Source organism: Halomonas sp. 111 (assembly GCF_052379685.1).
Lineage (GTDB): Bacteria > Pseudomonadota > Gammaproteobacteria > Pseudomonadales > Halomonadaceae > Vreelandella > Vreelandella citrativorans.
The window spans coordinates 106,959-122,482 of sequence record NZ_JBQSYV010000003.1; the positions used below are offsets into that span (position 1 = coordinate 106,959).

The following is a 15,524-nucleotide window of genomic DNA, read 5'->3' on the forward strand; positions in this document are numbered from 1 at the left end:
ATTCGTACGAAAAAGGAGGCTATATGGCACAGGCATTTGATGCATCCTCGCAGCAGGCACTGTTAACCGCGCGTGCAGAAGAGGCGTTGGCCTTGGCCAAGCGCCTGGGAGCCGATGCGGCAGAAGTGGGCGCAAGCGTTGATCAGGGCGTGGGCGTTAGTGTGCGCTTGGGCGATGTGGAAACGGTTGAGCTTTCACGGGATCAAGGCATTGCCGTCACGCTTTACGTCGGCAAGCGCAAAGGAAGTGCATCGTCGAGTGACGCCAGCAGTGCCTCGATTCAAGCAACGGTTGAGAAAGCATTAGCCATTGCGCGTTATACCGGTGAAGACCCGGTGGCTGGCTTGGCGGATGCCGATCAGATGGCGACCGAATTGCCGGACCTTAAGGTTCATTACCCGTGGGCGCTGACAACTGAGCAAGCAATCGACCTTGCGCTTGCCTGCGAGCAGGCGGGTCGCGACGTTGAGGGTATTAGTCAGTCAGAAGGCGCGTCGCTTTCAAGCGGTGAGGGCGTACGGGTTTATGCTAACAGCCATGGTTTTTTAGGTACCCAAAAAGGCAGTAGTCACTCCCTTTCATGCATGCTCATTGCTCAGGATGAAGGCGGTATGCAGCGGGACTACGACTATACCTCTGCGCGTAATCCTCAGCATTTGCGCGACCCGGGTGAAGTAGGGCGCGAGGCTGCGGCCCGTACGCTGCGTCGGTTAGGTGCCAAGCGGCCGCCAACCGGCACCTTTCCCATTCTGTTTGATCCTTCGCTGTCTAGTGGTCTGGTTGGGCATTTATTGGGCGCATTGGCGGGTGGCGCGCTGTATCGTCAATCCTCTTTCCTGTGTGACCGTTTGGGCACGCCGTTATTTCCTGAGTGGTTTAGTCTGGAAGAGCGCCCTATGGAAATAGGAGCGACCGCCAGTACGCCGTTTGATGGAGAAGGTGTGCAGACACGTAATAACCGCTTTATCGAACAGGGGCGTATCGCGAGCTATATGCTTTCGTCCTACAGTGCCCGTCGCTTGGGCATGCAAACCACGGGGAATGCTGGCGGTGCCCGCAACGTGCGTTTAGACGCATCCTTGCAGACGCGTGATGCGCTGCTTAAAACGATGGGTCGAGGCATTTGGGTCACCGAACTAATGGGCCAAGGCGTGAACGGCGTAACCGGGGATTACTCGCGTGGTGCGGCGGGCTTCTGGGTCGAGAATGGAGAAATCCAGTATCCGGTTGAAGAATTTACCATCGCTGGAAATCTTGAGCGTATGTTTTCAGGCCTTGTCGGTATCGGAAGTGATATCGATACGCGCGGCAGTATCCATACGGGCAGCTGGTTAGTGGATGCGATGACTGTCGCCGGTAGCTAAAAAAGCCGTACTACTGATCTTCGTCAAAGCGGGCGTCGAACAGCGCTTGGATTGCATCAAGCGCTTGTTCGGCATCCTCGCCTTCCGCACAAATCCGCAGTTGGGTGCCGCAGGGTGCAGCTAGCATCAATAGCGACATGATGTTGGCTGCATCAGCCATTTGCTGCTGTTTATACACCTGTATGCTGGCGGAGTAGTGCTGGCTGCACTTCACCAGCTTTGTGGCGGCGCGGGCATGTAGGCCGCGCTGATTGGTCAGTGTTAAGGTTCTTTCTGGCACCCTGGTTCCTTTTTTCCGAGTGGTGTCATTAGGCATAAGCGTTTACGTAGGGCTGGGCGTCTGCTCGGAAAATGGAGAAGCCGTCGGTGGCTCTGCCCGGGTTCCTCGTAGCGTGTATTGCAGCTCCAATTCTCGGTGACGCAACTGGACTTCGCCGATGAGCGGTGCCAGCTTTTGCGCCAGCTGCTCGGCAATATACACAGAACGGTGCTGCCCACCGGTACAGCCAATAGCCACCGTCATATAGCTGCGCTGACTATTTTGGTAAGCAGGCAGCCAGCGCTCAAGCATTGCCTGAATATCATGGCTCATCTCTTCGACAATCGGGTAGCCGCGCAGAAACGCAATAATCGTGGCATCACGTCCTGTGTACTGGCGTAGCGTTGGGTCCCAATAAGGGTTGGGCAGGCAGCGTACATCAAAGACTAAATCTGCATCCATGGGTACGCCATGCTTGTAGCCGAACGACTCAAAGGTGAGTGTTAGCTGGTCCTTGCGCTGGTGGGCTACCTGGTCTGAAATGCGCCGACGCAGGTCGTGGACCGATAAGCGTGATGTATCAATCCGCAGGTCGGCCAAATCACGTATTTCGTTGAGCGTCTCTTCCTCTTTCTCTATTGCCTCTTCAAGCGTCATATTACTGTTGCGCGTTAACGGATGGCGTCGCCGTGTCGCAGAGTAGCGTTCAAGTAAAATACGTGAATCGGTGGTTAGATAGATAACCTGACAATCTATAGGCCGCGCGCGCAGCTCTTCAAGCAGTACGGGAAGACGCTCGAGCGCCGCTGGCAGGTTGCGGGCATCAATACTGACCGCTAGATGTGTGCGCTCACCCTCGTCACGGAGTTCGTCAACCAAAGAACCAAGCAACATGGCAGGGAGATTATCAATGGCGTAATAGCCAATATCTTCCAGCGCTTGTAAAGCGATTGACTTGCCAGAGCCAGAGCGGCCGCTAATAATCACCAGTTGCATAGTGGCTCTCTCTGATTGAACGTATAAAAGGGATAACGCATGAAAACGTGTTAGTCGTTATGGGCGATTATGGAGCGGCCTGTTCGCGAATCTTGCTCATCAGCAGGTCAAGCAAATCGCGCTGGCTGCTGGTTTTGCGTAATGCCTGGCGTGTGCTCGCATCATTCATAATGGTGGCCACTTGGCCCAAAAGCGACAAATGCGTGTCGTCAGCCTCTTCGGGAACAAGCAGCACAAAGACGAGGTCGACCGGGTCGCCATCAATAGCATCAAAATCAATAGGTTCTGATAATTTTAAAAAACCCGCAATAGGCGTAACGCAATGTGGGCTGCGCGCATGGGGGATGGCGACGCCGTTACCGATCCCCGTGCTGCCAAGGCGTTCCCGGCCGATCAGTCGGCTGAAAACTTCCTGACTATCCAGACTGGGTGTATTTTGAGCGATAAAGGTGCTGAAAAACTCCAGCACCCGCTTTTTGCTGCCCCCGGGCACGTCGTAAAGTACGCGCTCCGGGGGGAGGATGGTTTCCAACGTCATTGAATTAACGCACGCCAGCGCCTTGGGCGCGAGCTTGTGCTTTTTCCTTGTGCTTAACGAGTTGACGATCAATTTTGTCTGCTAAGGCGTCAATAGCGGCGTACATGTCGACATCTTCGGCGTCGGCATGTAGGTCGGCGCCTGCCGCATGAAGGGTGCACGCGGCATGTTGGCGCTCCTTCTCAATAGATAAGGTGACTTGTACCGTGGTGATGTGGTCGTAATGACGTTCGATGCGTTCAAGCTTTTCATTAACGTAGTCACGCAAGGCGTCAGTCAGTTCTACATGATGACCCGTGATATTTACTTGCATTGACGTGCTCCTTATCCATCGGACTGAATTTCGATTGTAACCCTTTTTACGGTGTTGCAAAGCCCCTGTCGCGAGTTTTGCCATTTCTCTTGTAACGACTAACGCAAACGACGACGTTCACTTGATGAGGGAATGCCCAGCGACTCACGATATTTCGCCACCGTACGGCGTGCCACTGTGATGCCGCCATCTCCCAGTAATGTCACCAAACGACTGTCCGAAAGAGGTTTGCCGGGAGGCTCATCTTGAATCAACTTTTTAAGCCGGGCGCGAATCGCGGTGCTTGAGTGGCTGTCTGCGCCATCCTGCCCGCTAATTTGGCTTGAGAAAAAGTACTTAAGTTCGAAGACGCCCCGTGGGGTATGGATATATTTTTGTGTGGTGACCCGAGAAATGGTTGATTCGTGCATCTCAACCGCCTCGGCAATATCGGCAAGAATCAACGGCTTCATCGCTTCTTCACCGTGCTCTAAAAAACCGATTTGGCGAGTGATAATCTCGCGTCCTACGCGTAGAAGCGTGTCGTTGCGGCTGGACAGGCTTTTGATTAGCCAGCGCGCTTCTTGCAAGTGCTCTTTTAAAAACTGGTTATCCTGACTCTTGTCTGCACGCTTGATTAAACTGGCGTAGTCGGGCTGGATACGCAGCCGGGGCAGGGCTTCAGGGTTAAGCTCCAGGTGCCAGCCTTCATGGTCATGACGTACGACCAGGTCGGGCGTGATATAGCTATCGTCGGTGACGCCATAAGCGCTGCCTGGGCGTGGGTCCAGGCTTCGGATCAGACCGATCACATCGTCTAGCTGCTCATCGTCCAGGCTTAGGCGGCGCTTTAATAGGCGAATGTCATTTTTGCCCAGCGCTTCAAGAAACTGACGAACCAATCGGCGCGCGGGAACAAGTAGGGGCGTGTCGTCGGGGAGCGTTGCTAACTGAAGCATCAAACATTCGCGCAAGTCACGGGCGAAGACGCCCGTTGGCTCGAACTGCTGTAAACGCATCAGAATGGTCTCCAACTCTCGCTGGCTGAGACCTTCGATGCTTTGAGCACGTAACCCATCGCGGATATCGTTGAGCGGCTGCGTCAGGTAGCCATTGGCATCCAGTGCATCAATCAGGCTTTCGGCGATTAGCTGCTCACGAGCCGTAAAATCGGTCATCGCCAGCTGCCAAAGGAGATGTCCATGCAGGCTTTGTCCCGCGGCCTGGCGTTCAAAATCGGGGCCTTCGCTGCTGCCAGAGCTACCCATGTCCTGGTAAGTGTCAGACCAGTCGCTATCGACAGACAGTTCCTCGGGAATGCTTTCTGACCACTCCTCGTCGGGTGTTTCGACGGTCGCCTGCTCGCCGAACTCGTCTTCCTGCTCCAGCATTGGGTTGGCATCCAGTGCCTGCTGAATTTCCTGACGTAGATCCAATGTCGATAGCTGTAGCAGTGCAATCGCTTGCTGCAGCTGAGGTGTCATGGTCAGCTGCGTACCGATACGCAATTGGAGAGAAGCTTTCATGACCATCTGAGAACCACTCGTTAATCGGAAAGCTTCACCCTAGTGCGAGTCATGTTGTTGTGCAAGTGCAATAAGCATGCCACTGATAAAATTTTTACTGCAGATCACTGTTTAGCGGTGAAATTAAATTCATAAGCGAAAATCAGCACCCAGGTAAACTTCCCTCACTTTTTGGTTATCAAGGATAGTCTGAGGGCTGCCGCCAGCAATAATGTGGCCGTCACCGACAATATAGGCGATATCGCAAATATCCAGTGTTTCTCGGACGTTATGATCAGTAATTAGCACGCCAATGTGGCGCTGTTTTAAGGCGCGAATAATGCTCTTGATTTCACCAACCGAGATGGGATCGACACCTGCAAATGGCTCGTCCAGCAAGATAAACGCGGGCTCTGTGGCCAAGGAGCGGGCAATTTCGACGCGCCGCCGCTCGCCGCCGGAAAGGCTCATGCCCAGGTTGTCACGGATGTGGGTAATATGAAAGTCGTCAAGCAGGGCCTCAAGCCGCTGCTCTCGTCCTGCCCTGTCCAGATCTTTGCGGGTTTCCAGAATCGCCATAATATTATCCGCAACCGATAGCTTGCGAAAAATAGACGCTTCCTGGGGTAGATAGCCAATGCCGGCCATCGCGCGTTCGTGCATGGGAACGCGGGTTAAGTCTTGCTCGTCGATACGCACCGTACCCGCATCAGACTTCACCAGGCCCACAATCATATAAAACGATGTGGTTTTGCCCGCGCCGTTAGGGCCAAGTAGGCCTACCACGCTGCCTTGAGCAATCTCCAGGCTAATGTCTTTAACCACGCGGCGGCGCTTATAGCTTTTTGCCAAGTGATTGGCGTAAAGGGTTTTTATGGGCGGTGCTTCCGCAATAGACATGGTTGGCTCCTATTGCGCTGGCTGAAGCGTCATACGAATACGCTGCGGCTCGCTACCGTTTGCATCGGAGCGTGCCTGCACCACTTCGCGGTCAATGAAGTACTCCAGGCGGCCACCGGTAAACTGATCACCCGCCTGGGTCAGTTCGGCCTGGTCAATAAGCTCTACACGCCGCTCTGCTACGTGATAAACCACGCGTCGTGCCCATCCTTCCATCGGCGTGTCCTGATCATCGAGTTGATTGCGTAGGTAGGCGCGCTCCCCGGTGGCAATAGCGCGAGAAAGCTCACCCGCGTCGTTACGGATAATTTCAACGCGATCCCCACGTAGCTGCATACTGCCTTGGCGAATATTGACATCGCCTGAATAAACGGCAGTGCCTGCACGCTGATCAAGGTCTAGCTGGTCGGCTTCTACTTCAATGGGGGCTTGGCTTGTCTGGGCCGCTGCCGATAGCGGCACCGCAAGGGCGAAAAGCGCGGTGCGAATAAAAGCGTTCATAGCGACTCCTAAGGATTTTGTGTTGCGGGGGGGTGATGGCCGCGGACGTTATCGGTTAGTCGGACCTGGCTATCATCAAGCCAAACATCCATACGTGATGCGCTCATTTGTTGAGGTGGCTGCTGAAACACGGCGGGCGCCTCGCTCCAGACATGACGCGCTACCCCATCATAATGTAATAACTCAGTATCAAGCTGCCAGCCTTCTGTAGGCGCCAGAAGCTGTGCATCACCAGACAGTGTTAGCGCTTGGGTGGTCGTGTTCAGAACGCCTTCGTTGGCGTGAGCGAGCCACTCTCGGTTATCACTATCAAACAGCGTCGCTTCGGGTTGAGTGACTTCGGCTTGGGTGCTTTGTGGTATGTAAACCAATAAAGGCGCGGACAGCGACTGCTGGATATGCCCTGTTTCACCAAACAGCGTGATCTCGGCATTTTCCAGCACGTGGCCAGGCTCTTCAGCCTGCGCTTCTTCGTCAACGGGCCGGTCTTCCGGGCCGCGTGGGTCCAGCCATACCAGCAGCCCCCCTAAAGCGACCACCAGGGCCGCTAACCCGACGCGTTTCTTGGTTCTTTGAAACATTACACGCGACCATTCAAATACGACTCAAGAACAGTACTCCAGTGGCCCTGCGCTTCAAGTAATGTATCGCAAATTTCACGTACGGCGCCGTGACCACCCAAGCGGTCGGTAATCCAGTCAGCGTGGGTATGCATGTAATCGGGTGCGTTGGGTACCGTAATGCCAACGCCTGCGCGTTTGATAGGCGCAAGATCAGGCAGGTCATCGCCGCAGTAAGCCACCTGACTTAGGTTCAGATTGAGGCGCTCGCACAGCGCTTTCAAAGTAGTGAGCTTATCTTCGCAGCCCTGGTGGACAAGGTTAATTCCCAGCGCCGCAGCGCGCTGGCTCACCATGGGGGAGTCGCGTCCTGTAATTAACGCCACATGAATGCCCACACGTTTAAGCAACTTTAAGCCATGGCCGTCTTGTGTATGGAAAGCTTTGATCTCGATACCGTCGGCCTGAAAGTATAGCCGTCCATCGGTGAGCACACCGTCAACATCGAGGGCAAGTAGTCGCACATGGCGAAGCTGGTCAAGTAGCGCAGTGGGGAGGGCCATAGGGACTCCTTGTCAGTAAACTGTTGGGTAAAGTGGTTAGATAACGCCGCTGGCAAGCAAGTCGTGCATATGGAGCGCCCCGATGGGTCGCTGTTCGTCATCGACGACCGCTAGCGCAGTAATACGGCTATCTTCCATGATGCGCACCGCTTCGGCGGCCAGTAGGTCGGGGCCAATGCGTTTGCCGGGTCGGGTCATTACATCGTCCACGGTTACTTTACGCAGATCATGAAACTGGTCGAGGGTGCGGCGTAAGTCGCCATCGGTATAAACACCTGCAAGTCGCCCTTCGCTGTCGACAACACAGGTAAATCCCAACCCTTGGCGGGTAATCTCCAAGAGCGCATCACGCAGCGGGCTGCCTAGTGCTATCTGCGGCAAGCGTGTGCCGCTATGCATAAGGTCTTTAACGCGCAATAGCAGTCGTTTTCCCAGGCTGCCACCGGGATGCGATAAGGCAAAATCATCAGCGGTAAACCCGCGTGCTTCAAGTAGCGCAACGGCAAGCGCGTCGCCCAGGGCAAGGGCGGCCGTCGTGGAGCTTGTGGGGGCCAAGTCCAGAGGGCACGCTTCGCGTTCAACACCGCTGTTCAGGTGAGCATCCGCATGTTTGGCAAGTGTTGAACCAGGGCGGCCTGTCATGCTAATTAACGGTGTGCCTAGCCGTTTTAACAGAGGCAGTAGCGCCGTCACTTCGGCGGTTTCTCCGGAGTTTGAGAGTGCCAGGACCACGTCGTTGCGCGTAATCATCCCCAGGTCGCCGTGGCTAGCTTCACCAGGGTGAACAAAAAAAGCAGGTGTGCCGGTGCTGGCAAGCGTGGCGGCTAGCTTTCCTGCTATATGGCCAGACTTGCCCATTCCCGTCACGACGACCCGGCCCTGACACGCCAGCATCAATTCACATGCACGGTCGAAGCTTTCATCAAGCTTGCCTTGAAGACCGCCAATGGCGGCTTGTTCTATTTGCAGCGTGCGTAGGGCGCTTTCACGCAACGGGCTAACAGTGGGTGAGGGCTGGGGCATGAACATCTCGTTTTAATAGAAATACAGTGCAAACGTAGTGCGATTAACTGACAAGAATACCATTTTGTGGGCATCTATAAGCATAGCGCTTTAACGGGTTTTTAGGGTGGGTTGGAACGCACGCCTTGCCATAAGTGCCATTGAAGCCAAGCTTGATGTTCGAGAATATTTAGAAAACGCTGTTTTTAAACGGTAGAATATCCAACCGATAAACGCACCCGCTACTATTAAGTAACAATGGGAGTCAACCAACCCATGACAGACGTTCCCTTCATCGAAATTGAAGACGTGCATTTTTCACGTGGGAGCCATGAGATCTTTCGTGGAATCAGCATGATTATTCCTCAGGGTAACGTCACCGCCATTATGGGGCCTAGCGGTACCGGCAAGACAACCTTGCTAAAACTCATTGGTGGTCAGCTAACGCCGGATCGTGGACGTATTATCGTCGATGGCCAGGACGTTCATAGGCTGTCGCGAAAAGCGCTGTTTGCATTGCGTAAACGTATGGGCATGCTGTTTCAAAGCGGTGCTCTGTTTTCTGACCTGGATGTGTTCGAGAACGTCGCGTTTCCCTTGCGCGTCCATACCGACCTGCCCGATGCCATGATTCGAGACCTGGTATTGCTAAAGCTTCAAGCGGTGGGGCTGCGCGGGGCTCGTCATCTAACGCCTGCAGAACTTTCGGGCGGTATGGCCAGGCGCGTGGCGCTGGCCCGGGCAATAGCGTTAGACCCGGAGCTCATTTTGTATGATGAGCCTTTTGTCGGGCAGGATCCTATTTCCATGGGCGTGTTGGTGCAGTTGATTAAACGGCTTAACCAGGCACTAGCGCTTACCTCGGTGGTGGTTTCTCACGATATTAAAGAGACACTAAGCATCGCCGATTATCTCTATCTTCTCGCTGATGGTCAGGTCGTCGCTGAGGGAACGCCGCAAACGCTAAATGCCAACCAGGACCCACGCGTTAGCCAGTTCGTTCATGGCGAGCCAGATGGCCCTGTGCCATTTCACTATCCCGCCGAGACGCTGTATAGCGATATTCTTGGCCCCGTTACCGCGACAAGGGCAGGGTAATGCAGTCGAAATTTGAACAAGGCATCGGCTATATCGCCCGTTTGGGGCGTAAAGGGTGCGATGTAATGGAAGCGCTGGGCCGTGCCGGGCTATTTCTTGGCCAGTCAGCGGTCGGCGTGCCGTCTCGTGAAGGGTGGAGCCTCTGGCTGCGTCAAATGCATTTTGTGGGCGTGCTCTCGCTGGCGATTGTGATCGTATCGGGACTTTTTATTGGCATGGTGCTGGCGCTGCAGGGCTACACTATTTTGGTCGACTTTGGTGCGGAGCAGGCGTTAGGGCAAATGGTTGCGCTTTCCTTGCTGCGGGAATTGGCGCCGGTTGTCGCTGCGCTGCTATTCGCCGGGCGGGCAGGGTCGGCACTTACCGCTGAGATTGGCTTAATGAAAGCCACCGAGCAGCTAACCAGTATGGAAATGATTGGCGTAGACCCACTGCGTAGAATTATTGCGCCCAGGCTCTGGGCTGGGTTCGTTTCGCTGCCCATTCTGACGGTTGGCTTTAGCGTCGTGGGTATTTGGGGTGGCTATCTGGTCGGTGTGGAGTGGCTTGGCGTTTTTGAAGGCTCTTACTGGAGCAACATGCAGGCCAGCGTATCGTTTATCGGCGATGTAGGTAACGGCATCATCAAGAGTCTTGTCTTTGCCGTCGTTGTTACCTGGATCGCGGTGTTTCAAGGCTATGACTTAATGCCGACGTCTGAAGGGATTTCGCGGGCCACAACGCGCACCGTCGTTTATTCATCGCTTGCAGTATTGGGGCTTGATTTTGTATTAACCGCCGTAATGTTCGGCGGCCTTTAATAGGTGGAGTGGTTTCATGAAACGCAGTAAAACAATGGAATTTGGCGTGGGTCTATTTATGCTGGCGGGGATTGTTGGGCTGATTTTTCTGGGCCTGCGCGTCAGTGGTTTAAGCCTTGCTAGCTCTTCTGAAACGTTTCACCTTGACGCTAATTTCTCCAATATTGGCGGATTAAAGCCGCGCTCTAGAGTCACCATGGCGGGCGTGACCGTTGGGCGCGTGGAGTCGATTGATTTAGATACCGACTGGTTTGACGCTCGGGTCACGCTACGCCTGGATAATGACTTGGAAGGGCAGCTCTCCGAAGACACAACAGCCGCCATTTTAACCTCCGGCCTGTTGGGCGAGCAGTATATTGGCTTAAGCGTGGGTGGCGCCCCTGAAGTGCTTGAAGATGGCGATACCATTCGCGATACCCAGTCTGCGCTGGTGCTTGAAGAACTAATCCAGCAATTTGTATCCAATATGGCGAGTAATTAAACATTCTATTAGTAGAGGTGAATGCAATGCGAAACACGACACTGACGCCGATGCGCTGGCTTTTTGCGTTCATGATGTTGGTACTGGTCTTACCGCTTCAGGCGCATGCGCAAACCCAGTCGCCTGAAGCGATGGTTCGGGAAAACGTCAATGCTCTGATGGGAGAGATCGAGGGCAAGAGGGAGTATTACGCCAATCATATGGGTGGGCTTGAAGCGTTGGTCGACACTAGCCTTGAAGGCGTGGCGGACTTTCGCTATATCGGTGCCAGCGTCATGGGAAGCTACTTTCGTAACGCGACCCCGGAGCAGCGCAGTCGCTTTGCAAACGTGTTTCGCCAGACCTTGATTGATACGTATGCACGTGGCTTGGTAACGTTCGATTATCGTGAGCTGCGGGTGTTGAATAATCAGCGCGGTCAGCGTTACGAAGACCAGGCAAGTGTCGATATGGAAGTGGTGGCCAATAACGGACAGGTCTATCCGGTGAGCTATAGCCTGCGCCTGTCTGACGGTGAATGGCGCGTAGTGAACGTGATTGTTAACGGTATTAACCTGGGCCTGACGTTCCGCAACCAGTTTGACCAAGCAATGCGCGAAAACAACCGTGACTATGATGCGGTTATTCGTGGCTGGGCACCTGAAATTGGTGTCGACGAGCTGGAGCAGGGGGGCGATGCGTGACACGTTTACTGTCACTGTCCCAGCTAAGCCTCAAGGCTTCGCAAAATACATTGTGCGTTACGGGCGATGTTGGCATGGACGCGGCGGCAGAGCTTGCCGCCGCGGGTAAAAAATGGCTCCAGGCGACAGAGCAACGTGACGTTGCGTTTGATTTTAATGGCGTCCATAAAGCCAGTAGTGCGGTTATAAGCGTGCTATTTGAATGGATGCGTACCTGCCAGTCGCGCAGCATTACCGTCAATGCGGTGACCCTTTCAGCGCCCCTTGAACGCTTAGCGCTTCTTTCAGAAATTGAATCCCTTATTCATCCGCCAACCCTCGCCCGTTAGGGGGAGGCACCCTTGGCATCGCCAAGCGTGTCGCTTTTCTTTATTATGTTGCCTTATTAGTACTATTCACATCGACCTGAAGGAGTTTCCTGTCTCATGCAACCCAATGAGGTAAAAGCACTGCTTGAATCCCGTATCGACGGATGTGACTTTCATATCCAGGGCGAAGGCTGTAATTTTCAGGTGATTGCGGTGGGTGACGCCTTTGAAGGCCTCTCTCCGGTTAAGCGCCAACAGCTGGTTTACGCCGCGTTAAGTGATGAAATTGCCTCAGGCGCTTTACACGCCATCAGTATTAAAACGTTCACTCCGGCGCAGTGGTCCACTGCGTCGGAAAACGCTCAATAACGGCGCCTGCATGGATAAGTTAATTATTACCGGCAATGGGTCGGTGGATGGTGAGGTCTGGGTAAGCGGCGCCAAAAACGCGGCTCTGCCTATCTTATGTGCCACCCTTTTGGCCGATGGCCCGGTGGTTGTCGGCAACCTGCCACATCTTCAGGATATTACCACCACGCTTGAGTTGTTGGGCCGTATGGGCGTTGAGCCTGTCATGGGTGAACGGCTCACTATTCAGTTGGATGGCTCTCAAGTCACGCACTGTCACGCTCCTTATGAGTTAGTGAAGAAAATGCGTGCCTCCATTCTGGTGCTAGGCCCCTTGCTTGCCCACTTCGGTGAAGCAGATGTGTCGCTGCCTGGCGGGTGTGCCATCGGTTCTCGGCCTGTTGATCTGCACATCCGTGGCCTAGAGGCCATGGGGGCGGACATTCGGGTTGAAGCCGGGTATATCCGTGCTCGCGTTGATGGTCGCTTGAAAGGCGCGACTATTTTCTTCGATACGGTCACGGTAACTGGCACTGAGAATCTGTTGATGGCCGCCACCCTTGCCGAGGGTAAGACTGTCCTTGAGAATGCGGCGCGTGAACCAGAGATTGTTGATCTGGCCGAATGCTTGATCAAAATGGGCGCCAATATTCGTGGCCACGGCACTGACACCATTGTGATTGAAGGTGTCGAGAAGCTGCATGGCTGTCACCACGATGTTATGCCCGACCGTATTGAAACCGGCACCTTCCTGGTGGCAGCCGCCATGACCGGTGGGCGGGTGAAAGTAAAGCGCACCCGTGCGGACATTTTGGAAGCCGTGCTTGCCAAGCTTGAAGAAGCGGGCGCCGAGATTACCAGTGGTGATGACTGGATCGCGCTGGATATGCACGGTAAAAGGCCCAAGGCCGTTAATATCCGCACCGCGCCGTACCCGGCGTTCCCTACCGATATGCAGGCCCAGTTTGTGGCCATGAACGCCGTCGCCATTGGCCATTCACGCGTAGTGGAAACCATCTTCGAAAACCGCTTCATGCACGTGCAAGAGCTTAACCGCATGGGGGCGGACATAGCCCTTGAAGGTAACACCGCATTAATTAACGGTGTTGAAAAGCTTTCAGGCGCGCCTGTGATGGCCACCGATCTGCGTGCTTCCGCGTCGCTGGTGATTGCCGCCATGATGGCGGAAGGCGAAACGCTGGTTGATCGTATCTACCACATTGATCGTGGCTACGAGTGTATCGAAGAGAAATTGCAGCTGCTGGGTGCACGTATTCGCCGTATTCCTGGCTAAGCCATGCTATTAACCATTGGCCATTATAATGAGTAAGCAACTAATTTTAGCCCTTTCCAAAGGGCGTATTTTGGATGAGACGCTGCCGTTACTCGCTGATGCCGGTGTTACACCGGCAGAAGACCTGGGCAAGAGCCGTAAGCTGTTGTTTGATACCAACCTGCCTGATGTAAAACTGGTGGTTATTCGTGCCACCGATGTGCCGACCTATGTACAGCTGGGCGCAGCTGACCTAGGTATCGCGGGGAAAGATGTTTTATTGGAGCATGGTGCTGAAGGTCTTTATGAGCCGCTGGACCTGGATATTGCTCGCTGTAAGCTGATGACCGCCGGGGTGACAGGGGAGCAGCCTGCTCATGCGCGTCGGCGTGTAGCTACCAAGTTTGTGAATATTGCAAGGCGCTACTATGCCGAACAGGGTATTCAAGCCGAAGTCATTAAGCTTTATGGGGCAATGGAATTAGCGCCTTTAATGAATCTGGCCGATGAAATTGTTGATATTGTCGATACGGGCAATACGCTGCGTGCCAATGGCATGGAGCCACGTGAGTTAATTGCTCATATCAGCACACGCCTAGTCGTGAATAAGGCCGCCATGACCATGAAGCATGAACGTATCAAGCCGCTTTTGGCGCGCTTGGAGTGCGCCGTGAAAAAACGCCAAGCACAGCCTTCCACATAACGCGGGGTCTTTATGAGCACTATGTCTTCAGCGGTTGGCTCCACGCCCATGATCGCCCGGCTTTCAACGCTTGATGCCTCGTTCGATGACCGCCTTGATACGCTGTTGGATTGGGAAGGGGTCTCGGATACGGCGGTAAAAGCACGGGTTGATGAGATTCTGGCGGATGTTAAAAAGCGCGGCGATGCAGCGGTTATTGAAGCGACCAATCGTTTTGATCGGCTTTCGGTTGAGCGCATGGACGAACTGCGTTTAAAGCCCGAGCAGCTAAAACATGCATTCGAAAACTTGCCCGCAGCGCAGCGCGATGCGTTAGCCAGCGCCGCCGAGCGTATCCGGCTCTATCATGAGCGGCAAAAGCCAACCTCTTGGCAGTATGAAGAGGCTGATGGCACGGTGCTGGGGCAGCAGGTTACGGCGCTTGATCGCGCGGGTATTTATGTCCCGGGGGGTAAGGCGGCTTATCCTTCTTCAGTGTTGATGAACGCGATTCCTGCCCATGTGGCGGGCGTGCGCGAAATTGTGATGGTCGTTCCTACTCCTGACGGCGTGGTCAATGAGTTGGTATTGGCGGCGGCGCATTTGGCGGGGGTCGATGACGTCTTCACTATTGGTGGCGCTCAGGCTATCGCTGCGATGGCATACGGCACAGAAACCGTGCCAAGGGTGGACAAGATTGTTGGGCCCGGCAATATTTATGTCGCGACGGCTAAGCGGGCAGTATTCGGTCAGGTCGGTATCGACATGATTGCGGGGCCTTCCGAGATTTTAGTGGTCTCCGACGGGCAGACCGACCCGGATTGGCTGGCCATGGACCTGTTTTCACAGGCGGAGCATGACGAAGATGCTCAGGCGATTCTGGTCAGTTGGGATAGTGAACACCTGGATGCGGTGTCCGCCTCTATTGAGCGTTTGTTGCCCACGCTTGACCGCGAATCAATCGTGCGTGAATCGCTGAGTCGGCGGGGGGCGTTGGTGCTTTGTCAGAGCAAGGCTGAGGCGGTTGATATCATTAACCGTATCGCGCCCGAGCATCTTGAGCTTTCTGTCGATGCACCGGACACTTGGCTTGCTGATGTGCGTCATGCCGGTGCGATCTTTATGGGGCGTTACACGGCAGAAGCGCTAGGGGATTACTGCGCAGGCCCGAACCATGTTCTACCCACGTCCGGTACGGCGCGTTTCTCATCTCCCCTGGGGGTTTACGACTTCCAGAAGCGCTCCTCCATTATTCACTGCTCGCGTGAGGGTGCGTCAGCACTGGGCGAGGTCGCATCAGTATTGGCTCGCGGAGAGTCGCTGACCGCGCATGCGCGGTCAGCGGAGTATCGGATTAAGTCGTAATTAGCC

20 protein-coding genes are annotated in these 15,524 nt (G+C 54.4%); 10 read left to right on the forward strand and 10 right to left on the reverse strand.

Annotated elements, in window-relative coordinates; genetic code table 11:
* Nucleotides 1-23 precede the first annotated feature (23 nt).
* Nucleotides 24-1,364 (forward strand): metalloprotease PmbA, encoded by a 1,341-nt coding sequence (pmbA, locus tag ACT3T7_RS03265; RefSeq protein WP_444630083.1) that lies wholly within the window; start codon nt 24-26, stop codon nt 1,362-1,364.
* A 10-nt stretch (nt 1,365-1,374) separates the two neighbouring features.
* Here pmbA and ACT3T7_RS03270 read toward each other — a convergent pair whose 3' ends face one another.
* The 10 genes from ACT3T7_RS03270 to ACT3T7_RS03315 form a co-directional block, all read right to left on the reverse strand.
* Nucleotides 1,375-1,644: an HPr family phosphocarrier protein gene (locus ACT3T7_RS03270; RefSeq protein ID WP_172116307.1), complete on the reverse strand. Its 270-nt coding sequence runs from the start codon at nt 1,642-1,644 to the stop codon at nt 1,375-1,377.
* 42 nt (nt 1,645-1,686) lie between these two features.
* Nucleotides 1,687-2,619, reverse strand: a complete 933-nt coding sequence (rapZ, locus tag ACT3T7_RS03275) for an RNase adapter RapZ (RefSeq protein WP_444630084.1) — start codon at nt 2,617-2,619, stop codon at nt 1,687-1,689.
* A 67-nt stretch (nt 2,620-2,686) separates the two neighbouring features.
* Complete coding sequence (locus ACT3T7_RS03280; RefSeq protein WP_087109434.1) at nt 2,687-3,157, reverse strand: PTS sugar transporter subunit IIA; 471 nt, start codon at nt 3,155-3,157, stop codon at nt 2,687-2,689.
* Nucleotides 3,158-3,161: 4 nt separating this feature from the next.
* Nucleotides 3,162-3,470: a ribosome hibernation-promoting factor, HPF/YfiA family gene (gene hpf, locus ACT3T7_RS03285; RefSeq protein WP_172116309.1), complete on the reverse strand. Its 309-nt coding sequence runs from the start codon at nt 3,468-3,470 to the stop codon at nt 3,162-3,164.
* A gap of 98 nt (nt 3,471-3,568) precedes the next feature.
* Entirely contained in the window at nt 3,569-4,981 is a 1,413-nt protein-coding gene (locus ACT3T7_RS03290; protein WP_444630085.1) for an RNA polymerase factor sigma-54, read from the reverse strand.
* 123 nt (nt 4,982-5,104) lie between these two features.
* Nucleotides 5,105-5,854 (reverse strand): LPS export ABC transporter ATP-binding protein, encoded by a 750-nt coding sequence (gene lptB / locus ACT3T7_RS03295; protein ID WP_193053808.1) that lies wholly within the window; start codon nt 5,852-5,854, stop codon nt 5,105-5,107.
* A gap of 9 nt (nt 5,855-5,863) precedes the next feature.
* Nucleotides 5,864-6,355, reverse strand: a complete 492-nt coding sequence (lptA, locus tag ACT3T7_RS03300) for a lipopolysaccharide transport periplasmic protein LptA (RefSeq protein ID WP_444630086.1) — start codon at nt 6,353-6,355, stop codon at nt 5,864-5,866.
* Nucleotides 6,356-6,363: 8 nt separating this feature from the next.
* Nucleotides 6,364-6,936 (reverse strand): LPS export ABC transporter periplasmic protein LptC, encoded by a 573-nt coding sequence (lptC, locus tag ACT3T7_RS03305; protein ID WP_444630087.1) that lies wholly within the window; start codon nt 6,934-6,936, stop codon nt 6,364-6,366.
* Complete coding sequence (locus tag ACT3T7_RS03310) at nt 6,936-7,478, reverse strand: KdsC family phosphatase (RefSeq protein ID WP_172116313.1); 543 nt, start codon at nt 7,476-7,478, stop codon at nt 6,936-6,938. The genes lptC and ACT3T7_RS03310 overlap by 1 nt, the downstream gene beginning before the upstream one ends.
* A gap of 36 nt (nt 7,479-7,514) precedes the next feature.
* Entirely contained in the window at nt 7,515-8,501 is a 987-nt protein-coding gene (locus tag ACT3T7_RS03315) for a KpsF/GutQ family sugar-phosphate isomerase (protein WP_172116314.1), read from the reverse strand.
* Nucleotides 8,502-8,756: 255 nt separating this feature from the next.
* Between ACT3T7_RS03315 and ACT3T7_RS03320 the strand changes: the two genes are divergently transcribed.
* From ACT3T7_RS03320 to hisD, 9 genes are all read left to right on the forward strand, one after another.
* Nucleotides 8,757-9,578: an ABC transporter ATP-binding protein gene (locus ACT3T7_RS03320; protein ID WP_172116315.1), complete on the forward strand. Its 822-nt coding sequence runs from the start codon at nt 8,757-8,759 to the stop codon at nt 9,576-9,578.
* Complete coding sequence (gene mlaE, locus ACT3T7_RS03325) at nt 9,578-10,378, forward strand: lipid asymmetry maintenance ABC transporter permease subunit MlaE (protein WP_172116316.1); 801 nt, start codon at nt 9,578-9,580, stop codon at nt 10,376-10,378. Before ACT3T7_RS03320 ends, mlaE begins: the two co-directional genes overlap by 1 nt.
* A gap of 16 nt (nt 10,379-10,394) precedes the next feature.
* On the forward strand, nt 10,395-10,859 hold the full coding sequence (mlaD, locus tag ACT3T7_RS03330; protein ID WP_193053805.1) for an outer membrane lipid asymmetry maintenance protein MlaD: 465 nt from the start codon (nt 10,395-10,397) through the stop codon (nt 10,857-10,859).
* 26 nt (nt 10,860-10,885) lie between these two features.
* Nucleotides 10,886-11,542, forward strand: a complete 657-nt coding sequence (locus ACT3T7_RS03335; protein WP_444630088.1) for an MlaC/ttg2D family ABC transporter substrate-binding protein — start codon at nt 10,886-10,888, stop codon at nt 11,540-11,542.
* Nucleotides 11,539-11,871: an STAS domain-containing protein gene (locus ACT3T7_RS03340; RefSeq protein ID WP_193053803.1), complete on the forward strand. Its 333-nt coding sequence runs from the start codon at nt 11,539-11,541 to the stop codon at nt 11,869-11,871. The genes ACT3T7_RS03335 and ACT3T7_RS03340 overlap by 4 nt, the downstream gene beginning before the upstream one ends.
* A gap of 96 nt (nt 11,872-11,967) precedes the next feature.
* The gene (locus ACT3T7_RS03345) at nt 11,968-12,219 is read left to right on the forward strand and encodes a BolA family protein (protein WP_444630089.1); all 252 of its coding nucleotides are present in this window, start codon (nt 11,968-11,970) and stop codon (nt 12,217-12,219) included.
* Between the two features lie 10 nt (nt 12,220-12,229).
* Complete coding sequence (gene murA / locus ACT3T7_RS03350; protein WP_172116321.1) at nt 12,230-13,492, forward strand: UDP-N-acetylglucosamine 1-carboxyvinyltransferase; 1,263 nt, start codon at nt 12,230-12,232, stop codon at nt 13,490-13,492.
* Nucleotides 13,493-13,520: 28 nt separating this feature from the next.
* Nucleotides 13,521-14,174, forward strand: coding sequence for an ATP phosphoribosyltransferase (gene hisG / locus ACT3T7_RS03355; RefSeq protein WP_193053801.1), 654 nt, complete (start codon nt 13,521-13,523; stop codon nt 14,172-14,174).
* Nucleotides 14,175-14,186: 12 nt separating this feature from the next.
* On the forward strand, nt 14,187-15,518 hold the full coding sequence (hisD, locus tag ACT3T7_RS03360) for a histidinol dehydrogenase (RefSeq protein WP_444630090.1): 1,332 nt from the start codon (nt 14,187-14,189) through the stop codon (nt 15,516-15,518).
* Nucleotides 15,519-15,524 lie beyond the last annotated feature (6 nt).